Annotated in this window: 19 protein-coding genes; 3 read left to right on the forward strand and 16 right to left on the reverse strand. The window is 28.3% G+C overall.

Annotated features, from left to right (window positions below):
* Positions 1-297 precede the first annotated feature (297 nt).
* The 9 genes from IC214_RS18935 to IC214_RS18975 form a co-directional block, all read right to left on the reverse strand.
* Entirely contained in the window at positions 298-2,598 is a 2,301-nt protein-coding gene (locus IC214_RS18935; RefSeq protein WP_227824036.1) for a glycoside hydrolase, read from the reverse strand.
* A 47-nt stretch (positions 2,599-2,645) separates the two neighbouring features.
* Positions 2,646-3,539 (reverse strand): glycoside hydrolase family 73 protein, encoded by an 894-nt coding sequence (locus tag IC214_RS18940; protein ID WP_227824037.1) that lies wholly within the window; start codon positions 3,537-3,539, stop codon positions 2,646-2,648.
* 217 nt (positions 3,540-3,756) lie between these two features.
* Complete coding sequence (locus IC214_RS18945) at positions 3,757-6,054, reverse strand: glycoside hydrolase family 65 protein (protein ID WP_227835434.1); 2,298 nt, start codon at positions 6,052-6,054, stop codon at positions 3,757-3,759.
* Positions 6,051-6,731: a beta-phosphoglucomutase gene (pgmB, locus tag IC214_RS18950; protein ID WP_227434848.1), complete on the reverse strand. Its 681-nt coding sequence runs from the start codon at positions 6,729-6,731 to the stop codon at positions 6,051-6,053. Before pgmB ends, IC214_RS18945 begins: the two co-directional genes overlap by 4 nt.
* 94 nt (positions 6,732-6,825) lie before the next feature.
* Positions 6,826-7,710, reverse strand: a complete 885-nt coding sequence (locus IC214_RS18955) for a hypothetical protein (RefSeq protein WP_227835432.1) — start codon at positions 7,708-7,710, stop codon at positions 6,826-6,828.
* Between the two features lie 225 nt (positions 7,711-7,935).
* On the reverse strand, positions 7,936-9,819 hold the full coding sequence (locus tag IC214_RS18960) for a glycoside hydrolase family 13 protein (protein ID WP_227830631.1): 1,884 nt from the start codon (positions 9,817-9,819) through the stop codon (positions 7,936-7,938).
* 273 nt (positions 9,820-10,092) lie between these two features.
* Positions 10,093-10,914, reverse strand: a complete 822-nt coding sequence (locus tag IC214_RS18965) for a histidinol-phosphatase HisJ family protein (RefSeq protein ID WP_227434851.1) — start codon at positions 10,912-10,914, stop codon at positions 10,093-10,095.
* A 203-nt stretch (positions 10,915-11,117) separates the two neighbouring features.
* Positions 11,118-11,471: a hypothetical protein gene (locus tag IC214_RS18970; RefSeq protein WP_227866901.1), complete on the reverse strand. Its 354-nt coding sequence runs from the start codon at positions 11,469-11,471 to the stop codon at positions 11,118-11,120.
* Positions 11,472-11,551: 80 nt separating this feature from the next.
* Positions 11,552-12,994: a cell wall-binding repeat-containing protein gene (locus IC214_RS18975; RefSeq protein WP_227824042.1), complete on the reverse strand. Its 1,443-nt coding sequence runs from the start codon at positions 12,992-12,994 to the stop codon at positions 11,552-11,554.
* 665 nt (positions 12,995-13,659) lie between these two features.
* Here IC214_RS18975 and IC214_RS20955 point away from each other — a divergent pair.
* Complete coding sequence (locus IC214_RS20955; RefSeq protein WP_255613215.1) at positions 13,660-13,788, forward strand: hypothetical protein; 129 nt, start codon at positions 13,660-13,662, stop codon at positions 13,786-13,788.
* A gap of 182 nt (positions 13,789-13,970) precedes the next feature.
* On the opposite strand, the gene IC214_RS18980 is transcribed toward IC214_RS20955, so the two are convergent.
* On the reverse strand, positions 13,971-14,312 hold the full coding sequence (locus IC214_RS18980; RefSeq protein ID WP_255612860.1) for a hypothetical protein: 342 nt from the start codon (positions 14,310-14,312) through the stop codon (positions 13,971-13,973).
* Positions 14,313-14,555: 243 nt separating this feature from the next.
* Between IC214_RS18980 and IC214_RS18985 the strand changes: the two genes are divergently transcribed.
* Both IC214_RS18985 and IC214_RS18990 read left to right on the forward strand, forming a co-directional pair.
* On the forward strand, positions 14,556-15,767 hold the full coding sequence (locus IC214_RS18985) for an ROK family transcriptional regulator (protein WP_227434857.1): 1,212 nt from the start codon (positions 14,556-14,558) through the stop codon (positions 15,765-15,767).
* 99 nt (positions 15,768-15,866) lie between these two features.
* Positions 15,867-16,382, forward strand: a complete 516-nt coding sequence (locus IC214_RS18990; protein ID WP_227434858.1) for a ferritin — start codon at positions 15,867-15,869, stop codon at positions 16,380-16,382.
* Positions 16,383-16,515: 133 nt separating this feature from the next.
* Here the strand turns inward: IC214_RS18990 and IC214_RS18995 are convergent, their stop codons facing one another.
* The 6 genes from IC214_RS18995 to hisC form a co-directional block, all read right to left on the reverse strand.
* Positions 16,516-18,615 (reverse strand): acetate--CoA ligase family protein, encoded by a 2,100-nt coding sequence (locus tag IC214_RS18995; RefSeq protein ID WP_227824043.1) that lies wholly within the window; start codon positions 18,613-18,615, stop codon positions 16,516-16,518.
* Positions 18,616-18,739: 124 nt separating this feature from the next.
* Positions 18,740-19,279, reverse strand: coding sequence for a 2-oxoacid:acceptor oxidoreductase family protein (locus IC214_RS19000; protein ID WP_227482504.1), 540 nt, complete (start codon positions 19,277-19,279; stop codon positions 18,740-18,742).
* Between the two features lie 2 nt (positions 19,280-19,281).
* Positions 19,282-20,022, reverse strand: a complete 741-nt coding sequence (locus IC214_RS19005; RefSeq protein WP_227434863.1) for a thiamine pyrophosphate-dependent enzyme — start codon at positions 20,020-20,022, stop codon at positions 19,282-19,284.
* Between the two features lies 1 nt (position 20,023).
* Positions 20,024-21,073 (reverse strand): 3-methyl-2-oxobutanoate dehydrogenase subunit VorB, encoded by a 1,050-nt coding sequence (gene vorB, locus IC214_RS19010; RefSeq protein WP_227482503.1) that lies wholly within the window; start codon positions 21,071-21,073, stop codon positions 20,024-20,026.
* 16 nt (positions 21,074-21,089) lie between these two features.
* A complete protein-coding gene (locus IC214_RS19015) occupies positions 21,090-21,308 on the reverse strand; it encodes a 4Fe-4S binding protein (RefSeq protein ID WP_227866902.1) in 219 nt (72 codons plus the stop codon).
* Between the two features lie 32 nt (positions 21,309-21,340).
* The gene (hisC, locus tag IC214_RS19020) at positions 21,341-22,444 is read right to left on the reverse strand and encodes a histidinol-phosphate transaminase (protein WP_227824044.1); all 1,104 of its coding nucleotides are present in this window, start codon (positions 22,442-22,444) and stop codon (positions 21,341-21,343) included.
* Between the last annotated feature and the right edge of the window lie 44 nt (positions 22,445-22,488).

Consider the following 22,488-nt stretch of genomic DNA (forward strand, 5'->3'; position numbering starts at 1 on the left):
TTACTTCAATTAGACAATATAGTGTCTTATCTAAGAATACTATTTCAAATACAAAAAGTCAATATATTGTCTAAAATAAAAATAAAACTTATATTTATTAAGAGGCACAATGAGTATGACATATATTAGAATAATTAGGATATTTAATATTACTGAAGTAAAGCTTTCAATATTAAAAATGATATAAAAATAGTGACTATCTTAATTATTAAAATTAATTATAGTCACCATTTTGTATAGTTTAATTAAATATTATTTTATATGTGAGTTTGATAGAATTTATTTTCATTAAATCTATTATTCTGGTTTATACATAATTTTCTTATTATTATCATATATTACCAAAGAATTTGATTTTACAATTTCATTTTCATATTTAACATCTTTTTCAGAGAAATTAGCTACTACTTTTAAATCATCTCCATATTTAGTCATTTGAACTAATCTATCATCAGAAATAAACTTAAAGTCTGTCATTTCTCTTTTAATAGCCTTTTTATTGAACTCTGACCATACTTTATCATGAGAAATTATTTCACCTTTATGTTTTTCCCATTCAGTTCTATCTATATAATACATAGGTGGTGTATTATATAATACTTCTTTCATCATTCTACTTCCAACTTCATCCTTAATTTTGAAAGTTCCCCATAGCCATTGATGAGAAGATACAACAGAATCATTATAAACTAATCTAAATAAAGGTAAAGAATAAGTTGGGTCTATAAATATTTTTTTATATTTTTCTTTTACAGGTATCTGCTTTGAAAAGACTTCTGGCACTCCTCCTGTTGGAGAATAGTATCTACCAACATAATATTCACTTTCTTTGTTCTTACTCATATCTTTATCTACCCAAGCAAACGCTGGTGTTTCAAGCCCATGTGCAAATGCTATAGTGCTACTTGCAAAGTCATTTCCTCCTTCTGAACCTATAACCATATTTGCATTATCTCTTATATATGACATTCTTTCAAGTCTAGCTTTTAAATCTTGTGACTGTGTTGTTATATGATTTGGAGAATAATCATCAAAAATTTCTCCTGTAGCATCACAGTCTATAAACCAAGAATTAAATTCATACCCCTCATTCAATATACTTTTTACTCTCTCTTTTACACTTGGTAAAGATAATGTAGGATTTAGTTGTCTTCCTTCTCCTTGAAATCCAGATTCTTTTTCACCTTTTTTATTTTCTATAGTAGCATTTTCATATAGTGACTTATCTTTAAATGATGCTGTACTCCATTTTTCTTCCCCTGGCTTGTGTATAGAATGATATGAATCATATGGTCCTACAAGATAACCTAAATCATTAGCTCTTTTGACTATTTCTGGTGATACATAACCTTCTTCCATATCATCAAACCCTATCCAAGCATTATCAATACCAGATTTATTCATATCATTAATTACATCAATTGTATTATATCTTGCCCATGTATCAATTTTATTCACACTATTCCCCAATTTTAACTTTAATAACTTTTTGTTAAACTCTATAAGTTCTACTCTATTTAATTTAGATATTCCTTTATCTAGTACTTTTTTTATTTCTTTATCATTACTATCAAAAACCTTACTATTATAAAAAGTATTTAGTTGCATAACTTGATTAAAGGCTTGAACTATTTGATTTTTTTGATATTTATCTATATAATCTTGGGTTTTTATTTGATTAAGTACAGTTATAAATTCACTATTATCAGGTTTTTTACTTAGGAGTTCTTTCATCCAATTAATTAAATCATCTGATAAATTTTCCTTTAATTTGTCCCATTTAATATCACCTACTGTTATTATAGATTTGTCTGCAAAATAAATCTGAGGAGCTCCATAAAGCTTTTCAATGTTTTTATTATCCTTAGATTTTTCTTCTAATGTTTTAAACTCACCTTTATCAACTATATAATTTTTATAGGTTTTTGCCACATCTGTAATATTTTTATCAGTCAAATATATTTTAAATCCATACTCTTTATTTTTATTTATACTTGGATATTCATGTGTAAATGTAAAATTAATTTTATCTTTAGAATTAAATTTAATCTCATTATTAAATTCATTTTCAATAATATAAAGCACAGAATACTTTGTCTTATTTACTGCAAAAAACTGCATCGAAAAGGATTCTATGACATTGTAAGCTGATTCATTTAAATGCTCTTTCCAGTATTTATCATCACTTGGTATAAATTTACCTTCATAAAGTGGTAACACATAACTTTCGCCTTCAATTCTTGGCCAATTAAAACTAGCTTCTTTTTCTGAATTAGATTTAATATCTACATCTAAATAGCTTTCCTCTTTTTTTATATTTATGTCTATGTTTTCATCAGGATATGTCCATGATGTCTCTGTTTTTGTCTGTTTAAAATTTGATACTTTCCTTTCTTTTAATGGTTCAGATATCTTTTCCTTTAAACCATTAGATTCTACTGATACCTCAAAAGTTTCTGGTTTTACTTCAAAATTAAAGTCCAGATTTTTGACATTATACATAGATGATGTGTCATTAATAACCTCACTACTACTACATCCAGTGATAGTAGTTGCAATAATCATACAACTTGTAAATACCGAGAATATTTTTTTCATAAAATCCACCTCCTCGATAAATATATCACCCTTATGTTACACCAAAGTTACAATTTACTTTGAATTTCACTATCTATTAATTGAAGATTATATTGTTGAATTAATTCTATTAGACGTTCTGCATATATGTTACTTCCACTTTCATCTTTTGCAGTGCTATAACCTGCTTTTTCTAATGCTTTAGCTTGATAGATATATGTTTTTGCATCAAATACACCATTGGCTTTATATCTTTTATTTGTAGCTAAAAATTCTGCATGGTCTTTTATAGATTCACTTTTATCATCATATATTCTAAATTTATCATCTATAATTGTATCTAAATGTTCTTTTGTTTCTAAAGTAACTGATTTTCCTTTCCAATAGGCATCAGCCTTTATACCAAATAAGTTATTATACTCTTTTGCTAAACTTGATTTACCCCAACTAGATTCAATTATTGCTTGTGCAATGGTTATAGATGGCAATATTTTATAATTTTTATAGTTTTGTATAGCAGATGTTTCAATCTCATTAATAAATTTCATATATTGTGTATCAGATTTTAATCTTTCTGGCTTTATTCCATAATCTTTAAGGTCCTCTATATAATCATTAACCAATCTTTTTTGTTTATTATTAAATTTCAACTCATCTAAAACACTACTTAAATTTTCTACTTTATTATTTTTAGAAAAATCTTTAACAAATAAATCTGATATTTCTTTTATTTGTGAATCATTAACTTTTTCTAACTTATTTTTATTTAATACAGCAATGATAGAAGCTACATACTTCCAATTAACTTGTGCATTATTTTCACTTGCTAAATCAGCATATTCTATATACTTACTAACATCTATATCAGCCTTATTTATCTCTTTAATTGAATATTCTTTTACTAACACACCTATTCCAACTATTATTATCAGTATTGCTATAATGAACTTCTTATTCTTCATAAATTATTTCCTCCCTTATATTCTCTACAGAATACAATATACCCTACTTTTGTTACATATTCTTTACGAAATTATGAAGATTTTATGAAGATTTATGTAATATATTTAATTTAAAGCACGATTATTGTTATAATATATAGGTTTGCATTAAATAAAAAATAGTTAAAATAAATTTAAAATTAGATAAATTTATTTTAACTATTTATACACTAAGACATTATTTTAATTTACTTCTATTAATTTCTATAGATTTTTCTAATACATACTCTTCTCCATATACAATAATTTTTATTGGTTTTCCCTTTAAATTTTCTATCTTAATTAAATTACTACATACATCAACATGGATATTATTATATCTATAATTTATATTGAAAGAATAATTATTCCATTCTTGAGGTAACTTAGGCTCAAAAGATAGTGTTTCATTCCATGTTCTCATCCCTGCAAATCCATGTATAATAGAAAGCCATGAGCCAGACATTGAAGTTATATGAAGACCATCATTAGTATCATTATTATAATTATCTAAATCAAGCCTAGCTGTTCTTGAGTATAATTCATAAGCTTTTTTTAAGTCATCTACTTCAGAAGCAATAATAGAATAAACACTAGAAGATAAAGAAGACTCATGTACAGTATATTTTTCATAAAAATCAAAGTTTCTCTTTTTCTCTTCTTTAGTAAACATATTCCCAAAATAATAAATTCCTTGTAACACATCTGCTTGTTTTATAAAACATGACCTAAGAATCTTGTCCCAAGACCATTTTTGATTAAGAGGAAGATTCTCTTTTGGCAAATCCTTTACCTCTATAAATTCCTTATCTAAAAAATTATCATTTTGAACTATTATTTGTAATTCTTCATCATATGGCAAATACATTTTATTTGATATTATTTTCCAGTCCTCAATTTCCTCTTTACTTACATTATTTCTTTTAATACATTCACTGTACTCTTTTTCTAATTTTAAGATGTTTTCTACAGCATATTCTAAACACCACTTAGCTATATAATTAGTATACCAATTATTATTGATGTTACTTTCGTATTCATTTGGGCCTGTAACTCCGTGTATCATATATAAATCTTTTCTTGTAGATAAATGTACCCTACTAGCCCAAAATCTAGCTACTTCTACTATTACATCTATGCCCTTTTCTTTTATATATCCAAAATCACCTGTATAATTTGTATAATTATATATTGCATATACTATACTTCCATTGCGATGAATCTCTTCAAATGTTATCTCCCATTCATTATGACATTCCACTCCATCGAAAGTAACCATTGGGTATAGTGCTCCCTTAAGTCCAAGTTTTTTGGCATTATCTTTTGCTTGCTTTAGCTGATTGTATCTATATACTAAAAGATTTCTTGCTACACTCTTATCTGCTACACCTAAATAGACTGGAAGACAATATGCTTCTGTATCCCAATAAGTAGCACCTCCATATTTTTCACCAGTAAAACCTTTTGGCCCTATATTTAATCTTGAATCTTCTCCATAATAAGTCGAGAATAATTGAAATAGATTATATCTTATACCTTGTTGACTACTCTTATCTCCTTCTATCTTTATATCTGCACTTTCCCATCTTTTATTCCACAATTTTGTATGTTCATTTAAAATTTCTTCATACTCTTTAGATATTTCTATATTTAAGATATCATCACATTTCTTTAATAACTCATTTTCACTATAATCTCTAGTGGAAGTTATTGTTACATATTTTTCTATTCCAATAGTTTCGTTTTCTAAAACATCCATTGTTATTGAATTTTCACAGTAATTATCAGTACTTAAATAAGATATATCATCTACTTTACCTCTTGCTTTAATATGCATCGTTGCACCTACTGTAAATATGGGTGTCTTAAATGTATTTTCTTTTGTACGTGAAAGTATATTTCCTCTATATTCTGAGGAACTTGAAGAAACTGCATTCCAAAATTCTTCTTCGTAATTTGAATCTTCGTTTTTTATATTTGAATCTAAGTATGGAATAAATTTTATTTTAGCACTAGAATTCAAAGCTTTTATATCATACTTTATTACAGCTAATTCCTTAACTGATACGCTTAAAAATCTTGTTATATTAGCTTCAAATTTTTTACCATTAATATTCACAGTAAATTTACGTTTTAAAATACCATTTTTCATATCTAATTCTCTATAAAAATTTTCAACATTACATTTTTCAAGGTCTAACTCTACCCCATCTATGAAAATTCTTATCCCTATATAGTTAACTGAGTTAGGAATTTTACCAAAGTATTCTGGGTATCCATTTTTCCACCATCCAACACGAGTTTTATCAGGAAACCATACTCCAGCTATATAAGAACCTCTATGGCTATCTCCACTATATCTTTCCTCATAGTTTCCTCTCATACCCATATAACCATTGCCTATACTCATTATAGACTCTGCTAATCTATTTTCTTTAATTTCAATCTTGTCTTGTATAACTTTCCACTCATTTATATTATCAAACAAACATTTCATATAATGCTCCTAACTATATACTTATTATACTCACTTAATATATACTTAAAATTTAACTGACTTGTTGAATTTACAAGTAAATTTGCTTTTTTTAGATTTTTATAATCTCCAACTCCAACAGAAAACATATTGGCTGAGTTTATAGCATCAATACCTGCACTTGCATCTTCTATTCCTATACAATTTTTAGGATTTACACCAAGTCCCTTTGCTGACATAAGAAATATATCTGGATATGGTTTGGTGTTCCTACATTTTGACGCATCTGCTATAAAATCAAACTTATCACTTATGCCTAGATGTTTTAATACATTTGTAGCATTCTTGCTTGCAGAAGACAACCCTATCTTTACATCATTAGATTTTATATCATCAAGTAAATTTTTTATACCTGGCAAAATATCATTTGAAGTTATTTTGTTTATTAAAGATACATAATAGTTATTTTTGTCTTCTGCCATTTTCATTTTTTCTTCTTCTGAAAATAAATCTTTTTTATATCCATATTCTAATATTTTATTTAATGACTCCATTCTACTTATACCCTTTAAAGACTCATTAAATTCTATATCTATATCTATGCCAATGTCATCAGCTAGTTTTTTCCAAGCTAAATAATGATAATATGCTGTGTCTGTAATCACTCCATCTAAATCAAATATAAATGCTTCTAGCATTCTTGTACCCCTTTCTCTATAAGGATTTTTTAGACTAATAATTAATTTATTTTGTGTCTATACCTTATATTTAAGATATTCTCTATAGAACTATTTAATCCAATTCACTCTTTAATTCAAAATCAACTTCTATTTCACTCTCTTGCACACCATATTTTTTTATCATTTTAGAAAAATTTGACCACATTTTTCCAGAAAAAGCATTTAAATAATTTATATTACAAATAAATTTGCCATCTTCAATCTCTTTCTTATATAGTTGTGGACCCACTATATATACAGGAAACATAGCCCATGCTTTTTTTCCTCTGTATTTTTTTATAACTTTTGTATAGTTGCCATTTTTCATAATACATACTAAAAATACACATACAAATATTTTTTCTTCAACATCTATACCAAAAGAAAAGGATATATCTTTTCCAAACTCCTTTTCTATTTTACACAAATCCTCTTTAACCTGTTTTTCAAGTTTTCTTGAAGCTTCATTGCAAAATTTTTTAATCTCACTAGATGGAATTGGAATCCAAAGTGGCATGTCTGATATATAGTCTATACTTTTATCATCAAATGGCAACTCTCTTCGCTTCATTTCCGCTATAGCAGACATATAACTTTTATCCGATACAAAAAAAGTTGCAATTTTATTATTATCCACATATATATTAACTGGACATTCCTGTTTCTTATTATTTATTGAAATTCTAGTAATATCATTATATGAATACTCTTTTTCACTCCCTATACATTTACGAACTTTAATATTATATAAATCAAAAATAATATACTTTCTTGTATATTTGAGAATTGAAATTAATCCATATATTGTAAGTACAAGAGTAATTAATAATATATAGTACTGTTTAATATATACACAAAATACAATTAATACAATCCCAATTGATAAAAATATTAAACCTAAAATTAGATTCACGATACTAGATTTTACTGTAACTATATATTCTTCATAGTCATTCATGTTTTCCCTTCCCTCTACTTATTCAGTAATTATACATCTTTACTTAACTACAAAATAATTAAAAATTTCAATATTAATTTTTATTCAAATAAAAACTTTACTTAACAAGTTTTACTGCAAATAATTTGTATATAAAATTATACTGAATTCACTTATTATAATTAATGATACTTTGTTTAAATAATATAAAAAGTTATAGTATAATCTAACAAACACATGGTTATATTATTTTAAAATAATAAACTTGTATTTTTTTAATGTTATTTCTTTCTTTAAATCAACTATTTTTTCTTCATATAAATCTTTTACTTTTCTATTTACCAAATAATCTGGTAATCTTAAGGTTAAATCTTTGGATGAATTATTTATTATTATTGTAATAGATTCTTTCCTTAATATAATTGTTCCATTTTCTTTATCTGCTAGTATCCATTCATTTGATACAGTTCTAAGTTCTCTATTTGATTTACGAAGTCTAATAATCTTCTTCATAAAATCAAGTATATCTTTATTCCACTTTCCTTCATTCCATTCCATACATTTTCTTTGTCCTTCAGATACTGGACTTAGTTCTCCTTGCATTCCTATTTCATCACCATAGTATATACACGGACCTCCTGATTGTATAAACATAAACAAATATGCAAGTTTAAATTTATCCACATTTCCATCAGCATAGCTCAATATTCTAGTAGTATCATGACTTCCAAGTAAATTAAAAATAACTTCATTAACTTGCATTGGATAGCTTACTATTACATCATTTATCATGTATTTAAATTCTTCAGCATTTATCTCATTTGTACAAAAGAATTGTTTCATAGCTTCTGACATTAAATAATTCATAACTGAGTCAAATTGGTCTCCCATCAACCATGGTAAACTTCCATGCCAAATTTCTCCTAATATATATATATCAGGTTTTATTCTTTTAATCTCTTGTCTGAATTTTCGCCAGAAAACATGATCTACTTCATTTGATACATCCAATCTCCATGCATCTATATCAAATTCTTGTATCCAATACCTCCCTACACGCAATAAATACTCTATTACTTCTGAATTTTCTGTGTTAAGTTTTGGCATGTATTTTTCACACCCAAAAGTTTCATAAGGTATGTTTTTTTCATCTATTTCTTCTATTGGAGTATCAACTTTACTTATATCTTTTATATAAAACCAATCTTTATATCTCGAATTATTCTTATTTTTAACTACATCTTGCCACTGCTTAGAATAATATCCTATATGATTAAATACAGCATCCAACATTATTTTTATATTTCTTTTATGGGCTTCTTCTATTAGTTTTTTCAAAGTAGATTTATCACCTAAGGTAGGGTCTATTTCCATGTAGTCCATCGTATCATATCTATGATTAGTTTTTCCAACTGTAATAGGACAAAAATAAATTCCATTTATCCCTAAATCGCTCAAATAATCTAGGTGGTCTATTACACCTTGTAAATCTCCACCTGTAAAATTATCTCTTGTTGGAATAGCGCCCCATATATCTACTCCTTCTGGATTTATAGATGGATTTCCATTTGCAAATCTATCAGGAAATATCTGATACCAAATAGTTTCCTTTACCCAATCTGGAACTTTAGGTATATCTATATAATTCAAATATGGATATCCAAAAAAATTACTTATTTCGCATAACTCTTTTTCATCATTTTCGTTTCCTAATTTTATTATCTTTTTCTCTGTAAATAAAATTTTTTCTTCTTGACCTTCTATTATAAATCCATATCTCGAACGTTTATTTAAAGGCTTACACTCAGCTATCCAATAATCAAATAATTCTGTTTCTACTTCTTTGTTCATTGTTATATTTGTTCCACCAGACCAACCAAGTCCAGATGCATTTAGATTCCCTCCTCCTGCACCTCCTTTGTCCCATACATATTGGTCTCCTATCCTTAAGGTCACTTTTTTTGCCTCATTTTTTTTGGTTCTAATTCTTATATGTAATGTTTCTCTATCATAGCCATAAGCATAGTTGCTCATTGGTATATGTAGTATAGCCTCTTTTGTTAAAGTTTGTTGAGTTGATTCTGTGATTTGATTGCTTAAGGTTATATTTTCTTTATTTTTATTAGACAACTTTATCCCTTCTTTCTAATAATTTGCATGATTTAAAGATAGGTTAATGTATTTAACTATTATATCATAATAAAAAGATATAATAGTTAAATATAATAGTAATAGTTTTCTAATTTGAGACAATCATTTTTCTTAAACTTAAACTCTTCTCTATTATCATTTTTTACAAAATAAAAACCTCTAGTATTTTCCTAGAGGATACAATATTCTGCTATTAATTTTTATACTAACTTTCAAATTATTTAAAAAGACTCTATATGCCATATTAGTTCTTTATGCTATATTATTAGATTTAACTTTTTCTATGTTTAAAAAATAAGTTTCTCTTTCTTTAAATAATGATACATATTTAAAATCAAGATATTTAAGCATATCGTAAGCCACATCAAAATCTTTGCAGATATCTTCTACTCTATGAGAGTCAGAACCTACAGTAACTATAAAACCACCAAGTTCTCTATATCTTTTTAAGATATCTTCATTTGGATGTATGGCATTTAATCCATATCTATAACCAGATGTATTTAACTCTATTCCACTTCCATTATTAATTATTGACTTTAAAACTTCATCAATAATATCTTTAAAATCATTATATATCACTCTGTTATCTGAATATATCCCATATCTAGATATATAATCTAAATGTCCATATATATTATAATCTTTAAACTCATGATTAGTTTCAAGTATGCTATTAAAATATTTATAGTACGCATCTTCTTTGCTAAGTCCTTCAAAGTATTTTTTTGATGGAACAGGTACGTTATCAATTGTATGAGTTGAACACAATATAAAATCAAAAGGATGTGAACTTATTACATCTTTTATTTCATTTTTTAAATGTTTTCTATATCCTACTTCAACACCTAATAATAATTCTATATCCTTTTTATACTTTTCTTTTAGTGTATTAAACACTGGGACATAGTTGTTATAATCTATACAAAATCCCTTCCCTTCATCATGTTCTAAATGGTCTGTAAAAGTTAAATATCTAACACCTATACTTATAGCTTTTTTTATTGTATCTTCCATTGAATCCTTTCCATCACTTGAAAAATTAGTATGAATATGATTATCAATTAAATTCATATTATCCCTCCCTTTATTTTATCTATCTTAATTATACTACAGGTTTATTGTATACAATTGTTAAAAGAAAATGATAATAGTTAAATTTTATTTACAATACTTCCTCTTAAATAAATATTTTATTTTTACAATAAAAGAAGTGTCTATCTTTTGATTTAAAAAAATCAATGCAGACACTTCCTTATTAATATATTTTGGTTAATTTATCTTTTAAAAATTTTCATTTTTTGACAAATTTTAGTGGTTATATATCCAATCATATAAAAAGCGGCATAAAGTAAAATATAGATATATGCTGAATCATTTAAAAACATATACATTAATATTATATAAGTTATTAAAGATACTACAAGTGATAAAATCCAGTTGGTTTTACTCAATACACAAACTATCCCTTGAATTAAAAAGGCAATTGGAAAAATTAAAATCATCCCTATTACAAAAATCCCTTTAGAATGAATATCTGGTATATTGAATATATCTGTAGCAAAAGTCAAAAACACCAATAACATTATGATTGTAGGAAATATAATACTAAAAACATTACTCTTTTTCATAATAAATTTTCCTTATTTGTAATTTTGAATTGGTTATTTAATGAAACTCATTAAATATAACCATTAAATTAATAATTTAATTACTTTGTCGCCTCAATTTCTCCCATCATTCTAACTAAGTCTTGTCCATATTGACCACCAGCCCAATTATTAGAAAGACTTTCAACTGTTTTAGCTTTCCCAAACAAAGATTTTTCATGTCTAGGGTCTACTGGATTTGAAAGTGGATAACCCTGTTGTCCTGCATATAGACATAAATGTTGAATTTGAGCTAGTATTCCCTCTTCCCAAGTATCAAATTTTGAGTGTGCATTTTTGTCAGTATCAGAACCACCAACAGAAGTCTTAAGTCCACAAGGATTCTTAAAAGATGCATCTAATACTCCACCAAAATTACAGAAACCAGTTTCTTTTGCTGATTGAGCTACAGCTAAAACAGGATTTACACCTTCTTGAACAGCTGTATCATACAGTATTGGTATTAATTCTATAAATAAATCATTGGCTTTTTTAGATTTTGCCCATTTTAAACAAGCTTCTAAGCTAGCTGTTGGTTCACCTAATATACTTGTCTCATCTTTCATAGGTGAATCCCCTTTTGTAGACGAATCACCATTATTCTGTGCAGCAGAAACACACTTATTATATACACTATCGCTTATTGAGCCTAATCTAGTAATCTTATCTGCTCCTGCTAGTATGGATTTATCACTATCTTCTGATACTAATACAATTGGATTATCTTTAGCAATTGTAGAACCTGTAAGAGCATTTACTAAATCATATCCATCACTTAAATAAAATTCTGATGAATCTGGATAAAATTCTTTTATAACTTTTTTATTTGTATCATATCTATCTGAACCACCAAGTCTCTTAGAGTTAGTCTTGTTAACTAAACTCGTACTCATAGAAATACTTCCACCTACAGCATATGATTTTACATTACTTGTTGAAAAAGGAACACTTTTTCCATCTGTAAGTACTATAGGAGCTACATCTCTTACTGAGACAGGTGCAGCACTTATAGTATCAGCCTCTCCTTTATATGCATTAGTTAATATAACTTCATCAACTTTTTTAATGCTACTTACTTCTTTGGCAACACTATAACTAGTCTTTATTCTATCATCTCCACCTAATCTAGTTACTTGTGCTCCTGTATTTTTCAGTTCAGTTTCTACTGACTTACTTATTGATAACTCTTTACCTATTATGTATATCTTTTTTACATTTTTTAATCTTTGTTTTGTCTCATTTGGTATGTTACTTTTTTGAGCAAGTAAAATCGGAGCATCTACAGCACCAGCAAGACCACTTGCTGAAAGACCATCTGCTATAGAACTATCCATATTTACCACAATTGCTGTATCATAACTCGTTTTATCTGCTATTAATCCAGCCGTCTCGTATATGTTCTTACCTTTAATGGTATCTGATGTTAATGCACTTACATTAGGTGCGTTCATTAGAAATATAGCTAATGTTAAACCTAATGCTAAAACTCTTTTAATTGTTCTCATATTCTTCCCCCTTGATATATCAAGTTTAATCCAAAAATGACTATAACATAGTAATACATCTACGCTATAGTCATTTATTATAATTTAATAATTATATGTTTCTTATTATATCATAAATTACAAAAAGTTTCCATAATATTAGATAGATTAGAGAAAAAATTTACATTTTAGTTACAATTTTCCATTTTTTAATTCTAATGTATACATATTTGGTAACAATTTGTAATAAAAGATAGTAAATACACTTTGTATTCATTTTAATATTATACAATAATGAAATTTATTGCATATAAAAATTTAATAAAAATTATATAAGACTTTCACTATTGAATAAACATATTATAAAAAGCAATAAAAGATATCTTTTATTGCTTTATTTGAATAAACGAAATATAATGTATTGCGTAGGAGATAAGAACCAAGGAGTCAAAAAAATGATTTCTCTTCTGCTCCTATCTTTAATACCTGTACTGACTGGTGGTACTGTAGCTCTTTTCAATAACAGCACAAAGACAATTTAGGATTTGTTTTTTTCAAAAATCATATTATCATTTATCATTTGCATGTTATTTGCTATTACACTGTTCTTTCTATTTATTGTACTAATTGTTATTTTACAGTTAATGAGAAAAATAACAATCAATATTTCACTGCTTCTTTCTTTAATGTTCGGTTTTGCTCTTGAAACCCTTATTATTGTATTTGTAACTACATGTGCAGGAACAATTGTAATAAATTTAAGCAGAAATATTATAGTAACAAGTGTAGCAGGTATGACTAATCCTTCATCATGATATTAAAATAGAAAATTTTAGATATGAAAAAGTTAAGAAAGGGCACAAAAATATAGCATTTAAGTGGATGACTATTATTCTAATTGATTATATAAAATGACTTTCCCATTTTAGAAATAGGAATAATTATTTTTTCAAAATAACCTAAAAAATAAGCTTCTAATAACTTAAAAATCTGGAATCTAACTTCTTCTATTAATCTCGTCTGTTATTAATGATTTAGAAATATACATTGCTTTTATTATATTTCTAAATCGTTTGTAATTAGTAGTACCCTCTGCAAATTTTGACTGTGCTTTTTCACATTTGCCTATACTTGAAGATACGGGTCGTAGTGCTTCTATTAATTCTTCTTTTGTATATTTATCAATTATATTTTCATCTGTTATTAATGATTTTGAAATATACATTGCTTTTATCCTATTCTTAAGGAGTGAATGTTGAGAAGTCCCTTCCATAAACTTTAGTTGTGCTTTTTCACATCTTACGATAACTGAAGATACAACTCTTAGTGTTTGTATCAATTCTTCTTTTGTATATTTATCTATAGTATTTCACCTCAAATTCTAATTTATTATTGTATACCTTAACTTACTTTAATATTTTTTCATCCTATTATAGCATATTTTTAGTGCTATTCTAATATATAATGTGATATATTCTAATTAATGGTATTTTCGAACTTAATCAAATGTTATTCTATTATAAGGTCATAGTATATATATGAAAATACATAAAAATACTTAACTTTTTTAAGGAGATCTACGATGAGCAACAAACAAGGTTCTAACATAAAAGATGTAAAAATTAAAAATAAGTTAATAATACTGAAACTACTTTCTACAAATACTCCTATGTCTAGAGTTGATTTAGCTAAATCTACAGGTCTTACTAAAATGACTTTATCAAACCTAGTCACTGAACTTATTAATGAAAATATGATTAGAGAGATAGAATCATCAACTTTAAATGCACATTCATCAGGTCGTAAACCTATTTTATTAGATATTTCTAATATCTCTCCTTGTGTTTGTGGCATTTTGATAAGAAGAAATATTTGTAAGGTAATCATTGCAGATTTAAAAGGTAATATTGTCAAACAACTTTTTGAGACTTACCCTAAATATCTGTCAAATGACGTTTTAAAAGATATAATAAAACGAATGTTTTCTAAAATAATGAAAAATAACAAAAGAGATATAATTGGAATTGGGATTTCTTCAATAGGTCCTGTAGATAATATAAATGGTATAATATTAAATCCTCCAGACTTTGGAAACGTATCAAACCTAAACATAGTAAATTTTATAGGAGAAATATCTGATTTACCTATATTTTTGATAAATGATGCTAATGCAGGTGCTTTGGCTGAAAAAATGTATGGTCTAGGTAAAGATATTCCAAATTATATATATCTACATATAATGAATGGAATCGGAGCTGGTTTAGTATTAGAAAATAAACTTCACACTGGTAATTTAGGGCAAAGTGGTGAAATAGGGCATACATCTATTAATTTTAGTGGTCCAGTATGCAGTTGTGGCAATAATGGATGTCTAGACTATTATACAAGTGTGAGTAAGTTAATTAAAAGAATTGAATCGTTAAGTCATATTTATCCAGATTCTCCACTAATTAATTGTAAAGATTTTTCTCTAGTCAAGTTAATAGATGAAGCCAATAACAAGGATAATCTAGGTATGTTTTTACTTGATGAATTTTGTACATATATATCATATGCATTAGTAAATACACTTACCTTAATTGATTGTAGTTCTATAATAATAGGTTATGACTTTAATATTCCTGGTACATTTATAGAAAATACATTATTAAAGAAATTGACTGCTTCAGCAAGTTTTTCTAAATATAAAAAAATAAATGTAAGGCATTCAAATTTTGGAGCAAATGCACCACTAATTGGTTCTGTAGCCATAGTAAGCTATAATTTTTTTAATGGTAGTATAAGTTTTGATTAAATATGTAAAATATTAAAATATTTAATCACTTTTGTTGAATATTTTTCCATTTAATATTATTATATCTTATAAGAGCGTTTAAAATTTGGAGGTATAAAAATGATTTCAGCTAAAATGGAAAAATTACTTAATGAACAGATTAACCATGAATTATATTCTGCATATCTTTACCTTTCTATGTCTTCTTACCTTGAAGCAGAAGGACTTAAAGGATTTTCTAATTGGTTTTATGTTCAATATAAAGAAGAAACAGACCATGCTATGTATTTCTACAAATACTTACATAATGTAGGAGGAAATGTTCAGCTTGATGCTATACCAATGCCAGATGCAGATTTCACTTCTGCAATGGATGTTCTTGAGCGTACATTAGCTCATGAACAAAAAGTTACTGCTTTAATAAACAATCTAGCTGCTGTAGCAAACTCTGAAGCAGACTTTAGAACTTCTCAATTCTTACTTTGGTTTATATCTGAACAAGCAGAAGAAGAGACAACTTGCGAAGACAATATAAAACGTGTTAAACTTGCTGGAGAAGGTGGGTTATTCTTTGTAGACCAAGAATTGGCTACTCGTACATATTCAGTACCAACAAATCCACCTGTAACAATATAAAAATATTACCATTAAAATTTTTAGTATAATAGATAAGGTGTATTAAATGTGGGGTGACTGAAAATCACAATCTATAAATTAGTGTGATTTTCAGTCAGTACTTTAATTATGGTTGAATACCAAAACTTGTTAACTATTTATATTTAACTATTAAGGCGTCTACTGCACATACACCTTTTCCTTTAGGATATACGAACACAGGATTTAAATCTATTTCCTTAACCTCATCCTTGTTTTCATAAGCATATTTACCTAATTTAACCATCATATCCGCAAGAGCATCAACATCACAAGGTTCACTACCTCTGTATCCATTTAAAAGCTTAAATGATTTCAACTTCTTAAGCATCATTATAGCTTCATCATGATTTATAGGCAAAGGATATAAAGTAGTATCTTTAAATACTTCTACAAACACTCCACCTAAACCAACCAATAACATTGGTCCAAACTGGTCATCATTAGTTATACCAATAATTATTTCTATTCCACTTTCAACCATTTCTTGAACCAATATACCATCAATCTTGGCATTTGGCTTTGCTTCTTTTACGTTAGTTAAAATCTCATTATATGCGTTTACTGCCTCTTCTCTATTATTAATTCCTACTTTGACTCCTCCAACATCAGACTTGTGTAATATCTCTGAAGAGTTTATTTTTAGGACAACAGGATAGTTTATATAATTTAAAATTTCATCCAATTCATCAATACTTTTTGCAATACCTTGACCTGGCACTGGTACTCCATATTTCTTCATTTCAATTTTACTGTCTAATTCCGATAAAGCTACTACATTATTTGAGTTTCTTTTCTTAACAGCTTCAAATTCTAAAGTTCTCTTTGAATAATCATAATCTACAAATTTAGCCATTTTATTGAAACAAGTAAATGTAGTCCCAACTGATGACATTATAGGTACTTGGCTGTTTTCTAACCTAGCCCTATAATTCAGATATCTATTTCCTTCAAGTGTAGGAACTGCAAATACAGGTTTCTTTAATCCCTGCTCTCTAGCTTCGCTTACAGCTTGACAAAGAGTCTCATGCATTTCATTTTCTTCATCTCTTATATTTGCACCTATCATAGTAAATCCAACACTATCATCTTTATCAAATGTGTGTAATAATCCTACTATCATATCTTTTTCATGGAATAATGCAGTCGTAGCATCCAATGGATTTTTAGGTGTTGCAAATCCTGGAAGATATTTTTTCATCTCTTCTTTAGTTTCAGCAGATATTTCTGCAAGTTCTACGCAATTTTCTTCTGCTAAATCTGCACAAATAGTATTTTCTCCGCCTGAGAAGTTTATTGCTGCAAAATTAGAATTTTTAGGTAAATTACCCTCTAAGACACTAAAAGCCTGAGCTAAACTCATAAATTGTTCTAAATTCTCTACAGAAATTACTCCATACTTTTCAAAAATACTTTCAAAAGCTTTACTTGAACCAGCTAAGTTTCCTGTATGGGAAGCAGCTGATATAGCTCCTTTTTCTGACCTTCCTGACTTCAAGATTATTACTGGTTTTCTTTTTTGAGCTGCTTTTTTTAGTGCATTTATAAATTTTTGAGGATTTTTTAGTCCCTCAAGATAAATAGCTATTACTGATGCATAATTATCATCTACAAGAAAGTCTACTGCATCTTCTAGTGTAACTATATTTCCATTTCCTGTTGAAAAACCATAAGATATATTAAAATAATCACTTGAAACAATTTCTGCAGTTATAAATCCACTTTGCCCTACAATTCCTATCCCTGGTTTTTTAGTATCCAAATCCCACTTAGAACCACCAGCCCATAGATTAACTTTATCTATACAGTTTAGTAATCCCATACAGTTTGGACCTAATATTTTCATATCATATGTATTAGATATTTCTATAAGTTGATTTTCTAAATCTACTCCATCTTCTGTTCCTTCTTCTGCAAATCCACTAGCATATACCACTGCCGCCTTTGTTCCTAATTCTCCAGAATCCTTTAACACAGATGGAACTACATTTCTAGGTGTGCATACTACCACACAGTCTACAACTTCTGGAACTTCTTGTATTGTCTTATAACATTTTCTGCCAAATAACTCTTCTCTTTTTGGATTTACATAATATACTCTATCTGTATCTTTACTTTTTACTATGCTAAGTGCAGCACTTCTACCAAAACCAAGTTTATCAGTAACTCCTACTATAGCAATACTCTTTGGTCTAATAAGTTTTTCCAAACTCATAAATTCACTCTCCTATATGTTTATAGTTGTGATTTTAAGTAAATTCCATCTCAAGATAAAGCTTCTCTTGGCACTTAAGATTTGCTAAATCTTGAGATGAATCACTTAAGATAAGGGTAATTTATTAAATGGCGTTATTATAGCCTTCCATGAATGCTGCTTCATTTTGAACATTAAATTTGCCTTTTCCTTTTTCCTCAAAGAAATCACACATAGTTTTTATAGCTAATTCTTTCTCAAATAATCCTGTTTTTGCAACCAATGCTCCAAGAACTACTACATTTGCGGCTTTTGGATTGTTTGCCTTTTGAGCTAATTCCTGACAATTTATTTTAACTACATTTACATCTTCTCTTAATACTATATTTTCATCTATAGCAGACGTATTAATAACTACTGTTCCTCCTTCTTTTACTAAATTTATATAATCTAAGGATGGCTTATTCATTGCTACTAAAACATCTATTTCTTCCATATCAGGTCCACCTATACTCTCATCAGAAAACTTAACCACACTGTATGCTTTTCCACCTCTCATAGTTGGACCATATGCTGGCATCCAAGTAACTTGTTTTCCTAATTCAAGTGCTGATTCAGCCACAATTAAACCTAAAGTTAAGACTCCTTGACCACCAAATCCTGCAAATACTAACTCTTTTTCCATAACTATTCACCATCCCTTTGCTTAAATTCGCCAAGAGTATAATATGGCACTATTTCTTCTTCAATCCACTGGATAGATTTTTCTAATGATACACCCCAGTTAGTTGGGCAAGGTGCTAATATTTCAACCAATGAATATCCCTCTCCATTCAATTGAGCTTCTATAGCATTTTTTATATATTTTTTTAGATTAATTATTTCTTTTGGACTATGAACTGAACCTCTTGCTACATAGGCTACATCAAAGTAATTTGCCACCATTTCAGGAACTTTTAATGGACTACCAGTAGTTTTTATATCTCTTCCATTTACACTTGTTGTTGTAACTTGACCTGGCATAGTAGTCCATGACATTTGACCACCAGTCATTGCAAAGTTATTGTTATTTATTACAAACACAGTTATATTATGATTTCTATATGCAGTATTTAATGTTTCAGAAAGACCTATAACATATGCATCTCCATCACCTTGATAAGTCATAACTAACATATCTGGTCGTGCTACTTTTACTCCTATAGCTGTAGATGAAGCTCTACCATGTGCGGTTTGCATCTTATCTCCATTCCAGCTAAAATTCATATTACAAACACAGCCAACGCCTAAAGTTAATACATGATTTTTTTCATATCCATTTTCTTCTATCACTTCTGCTATTATACGGTTTACTATTCCATGACCACAACCTGGGCAAAATTTATTTGGTATTGAAACAATGCTAGGTGTTAATCTATCTGTAGCCATATTAGAACACCTCCTTAATTTCGCCAGATTTTATTTTGCTGTAAGTGTCCATTACTTGTAATGTTTTTGGTATATGATTTCCACTAAATAATCCATAAACAGGTACATTTTCTTTGCATATTTTCTTTGAAGCTAATGCAACATCCTCTACTAACTGCCCTGTATCAGTTGACTCTACTGAGATAAATCCTTTTACATCTTTATTTACCTTTTCAAATGCTTTATATGGGAAAGGCCACACTGTTATTGGTCTTATTATTCCAACTTTTTCGCCTTGTTCTCTAAGTCTTCTAACCGCATTCATAGTTGTTCTTGATGGTATACCGAACGCTACAAACACATATTCTGCATCTTCAACTTGATAATCTTCCCATTGTTGTTCATTTTCAGTTATTTTCATACGCTTTTCCATACAAAAAGCTGGTTTTTGGTTATCTGGAACTTTTGCATGGTCTCTATTGCTTCCATCATAAGTCCAACCTAAGTCTTCTTCTCTTTTCTTAAATTCAGGAAACTCTACTGGTTCCATCATTTGACCTAAAGCTGCTTCTGTCAAAATTTCAACAGGCACTCTATATTTCTCCGCTACATCAAATGAGTTATACATTAAATCTACAGTTTCTTGAATACTATTTGGTGCATAAACTATTAGATGATAATCTCCATTTCCTCCCCCTCTAGTGTCTCTTAGGTAGTCTGTTTGTGCTGAATCTAGTGAACCAAGACCAGGTCCCCATCTTTGCACATTTACAATTACACAAGGATAATGATTTGCACATAAATATGAGATTCCTTCTTGTTTTAAAGATATTCCTGGTCCTGAAGAACTTGTCATAGACCTCATTCCACTTGCATATGCTCCATATACCATATATATAGCAGCCATTTCATTTTCAGATTGTATAAAAGTTCTTCCAAGTTCAGACATTCTATGTGATAAAAATTCCATTACCTCTGTTTGTGGTGTAATTGGATATCCTGCATAAAACTCACAACCACCTCTTAGAGCTGCTTCTGCAATGGCGTGATTCCCCTTCCACATTTTTTTCATATTCTCCCAACTCCTTTTAAACCTCTTGACATGCTTCTTCTTTAATTATTTCAAATACATTATCTGGACATACTTGATAGCAGATTCCACAAAGTATGCATTTGCTTTCATCGACTTCTACATGAGTATATCCTTCTGTGTTTATATTATCGGATATTTTTAATGCTCCTTTTTTACAAGATATAACGCAGTATTCACAACTTTTACATCTCTCTGCGTTTATTTTTAAACTCATAGTTACACCCCATTTCGTAATATTTCTATCTATTAGCCAATACTTGGCTCTTCCTTAAGATTTAATATTTCTTTTAAAACTGCTACAAATTTCTTGTTTTCTTCCATAGTTCCAATACTTACACGTGCATGTGTAGCATTTGGTCTTATTACAAAACCTCTTTGTTTTAAGTCTTCAAATAGCTTAGGTATATCTGTTTTCATATCTACATAAAGGAAGTTTGATTGTGAATCTACAACATCAAATCCCATTTTTGTGAACTCGTCTTTGAAATAATCCATTCCAACTCTATTTAACTCATATGTCTCCTTTATAAATTCATCATCATCAAGTGCTGCTGTTGCTCCACTTATCGCAACACGATTAGCAGAGAAAGGTTCTTTTACGGTAAATAAAGTTCTTATTATCTCATCTTTAGCAATACCATACCCTACTCTAAGTCCTGCAAGACCATATATTTTAGAGAAAGTTCTTGTCACTATAACATTGTAATTTTCTCTTACATATTTAAGCCCATCCACATAATTAGGTACTGTTAAAAATTCTATATATGCTTCATCTAATATAGTTATAATATTTTCAGGGACTTTCTTTAAAAATTCTTCCAATTCTTTATCATCTACAATTGTTCCTGTTGGATTATTAGGATTACATACACATATTAACTTTGTTTTATCTGTAATCTTATCTAATATACCTTGTAAATCATACTTATAATCCTCTGTTAAAGGTACCTCTACTGGTATTCCTTCATTTTTAACAGTTACTGTTCTATAAGACGGGAATGTTGGGTCACAGTATATAACTTCATCCCCTCTATTTATAAAAGCTTCACCTATTAGCGTGATAACGTTATCTGCTCCATTAGCAACAATGAAATTTTCTGCTTTTAGATTCAATTTTTCAGCTAATTTTCTTCTAAGTTCATTAGCTTCTGGCTCTGGATAAAGTTGACCTTGTTTTAACATTTCAATCATAGCTTCCATTGCTTTTGGTGATGGTCCTAGAGGATTTTCATTTGAAGCTAGTTTTATTATTTCTTTTACACCATATTTTTCTTTTACTTTTTCTATTGGTTCACCTGGAACATATTGATGTAATTCTTTTACTGTATTTCTCAATAATTTTTCTATCATTTTTAAAAGCCCCCTCTGTATATGTATTTTCATTTATATAAACG

The sequence above is a fragment of the Clostridioides sp. ES-S-0190-01 genome (assembly GCF_020658275.1).
In the GTDB taxonomy this organism is placed as follows: Bacteria; Bacillota; Clostridia; order Peptostreptococcales; family Peptostreptococcaceae; genus Clostridioides.

Coding starts and splice junctions, on each gene's coding strand:
- IC214_RS18935 (WP_227824036.1), bottom strand. CDS start 2,598: ATGAAAAAAATATTCTCGGTATTTACAAGTTGTATGATTATTGCAACT.
- IC214_RS18940 (WP_227824037.1), bottom strand. CDS start 3,539: ATGAAGAATAAGAAGTTCATTATAGCAATACTGATAATAATAGTTGGA.
- IC214_RS18945 (WP_227835434.1), bottom strand. CDS start 6,054: ATGAAATGTTTGTTTGATAATATAAATGAGTGGAAAGTTATACAAGAC.
- pgmB (WP_227434848.1), bottom strand. CDS start 6,731: ATGCTAGAAGCATTTATATTTGATTTAGATGGAGTGATTACAGACACA.
- IC214_RS18955 (WP_227835432.1), bottom strand. CDS start 7,710: ATGAATGACTATGAAGAATATATAGTTACAGTAAAATCTAGTATCGTG.
- IC214_RS18965 (WP_227434851.1), bottom strand. CDS start 10,914: ATGAATTTAATTGATAATCATATTCATACTAATTTTTCAAGTGATGGA.
- IC214_RS18970 (WP_227866901.1), bottom strand. CDS start 11,471: ATGAAAAAGAGTAATGTTTTTAGTATTATATTTCCTACAATCATAATG.
- IC214_RS18975 (WP_227824042.1), bottom strand. CDS start 12,994: ATGAGAACAATTAAAAGAGTTTTAGCATTAGGTTTAACATTAGCTATA.
- IC214_RS20955 (WP_255613215.1), top strand. CDS start 13,660: ATGTTCGGTTTTGCTCTTGAAACCCTTATTATTGTATTTGTAACTACA.
- IC214_RS18985 (WP_227434857.1), top strand. CDS start 14,556: ATGAGCAACAAACAAGGTTCTAACATAAAAGATGTAAAAATTAAAAAT.
- IC214_RS18990 (WP_227434858.1), top strand. CDS start 15,867: ATGATTTCAGCTAAAATGGAAAAATTACTTAATGAACAGATTAACCAT.
- IC214_RS18995 (WP_227824043.1), bottom strand. CDS start 18,615: ATGAGTTTGGAAAAACTTATTAGACCAAAGAGTATTGCTATAGTAGGA.
- IC214_RS19000 (WP_227482504.1), bottom strand. CDS start 19,279: ATGGAAAAAGAGTTAGTATTTGCAGGATTTGGTGGTCAAGGAGTCTTA.
- IC214_RS19005 (WP_227434863.1), bottom strand. CDS start 20,022: ATGGCTACAGATAGATTAACACCTAGCATTGTTTCAATACCAAATAAA.
- vorB (WP_227482503.1), bottom strand. CDS start 21,073: ATGAAAAAAATGTGGAAGGGGAATCACGCCATTGCAGAAGCAGCTCTA.
- IC214_RS19015 (WP_227866902.1), bottom strand. CDS start 21,308: ATGAGTTTAAAAATAAACGCAGAGAGATGTAAAAGTTGTGAATACTGC.
- hisC (WP_227824044.1), bottom strand. CDS start 22,444: ATGATAGAAAAATTATTGAGAAATACAGTAAAAGAATTACATCAATAT.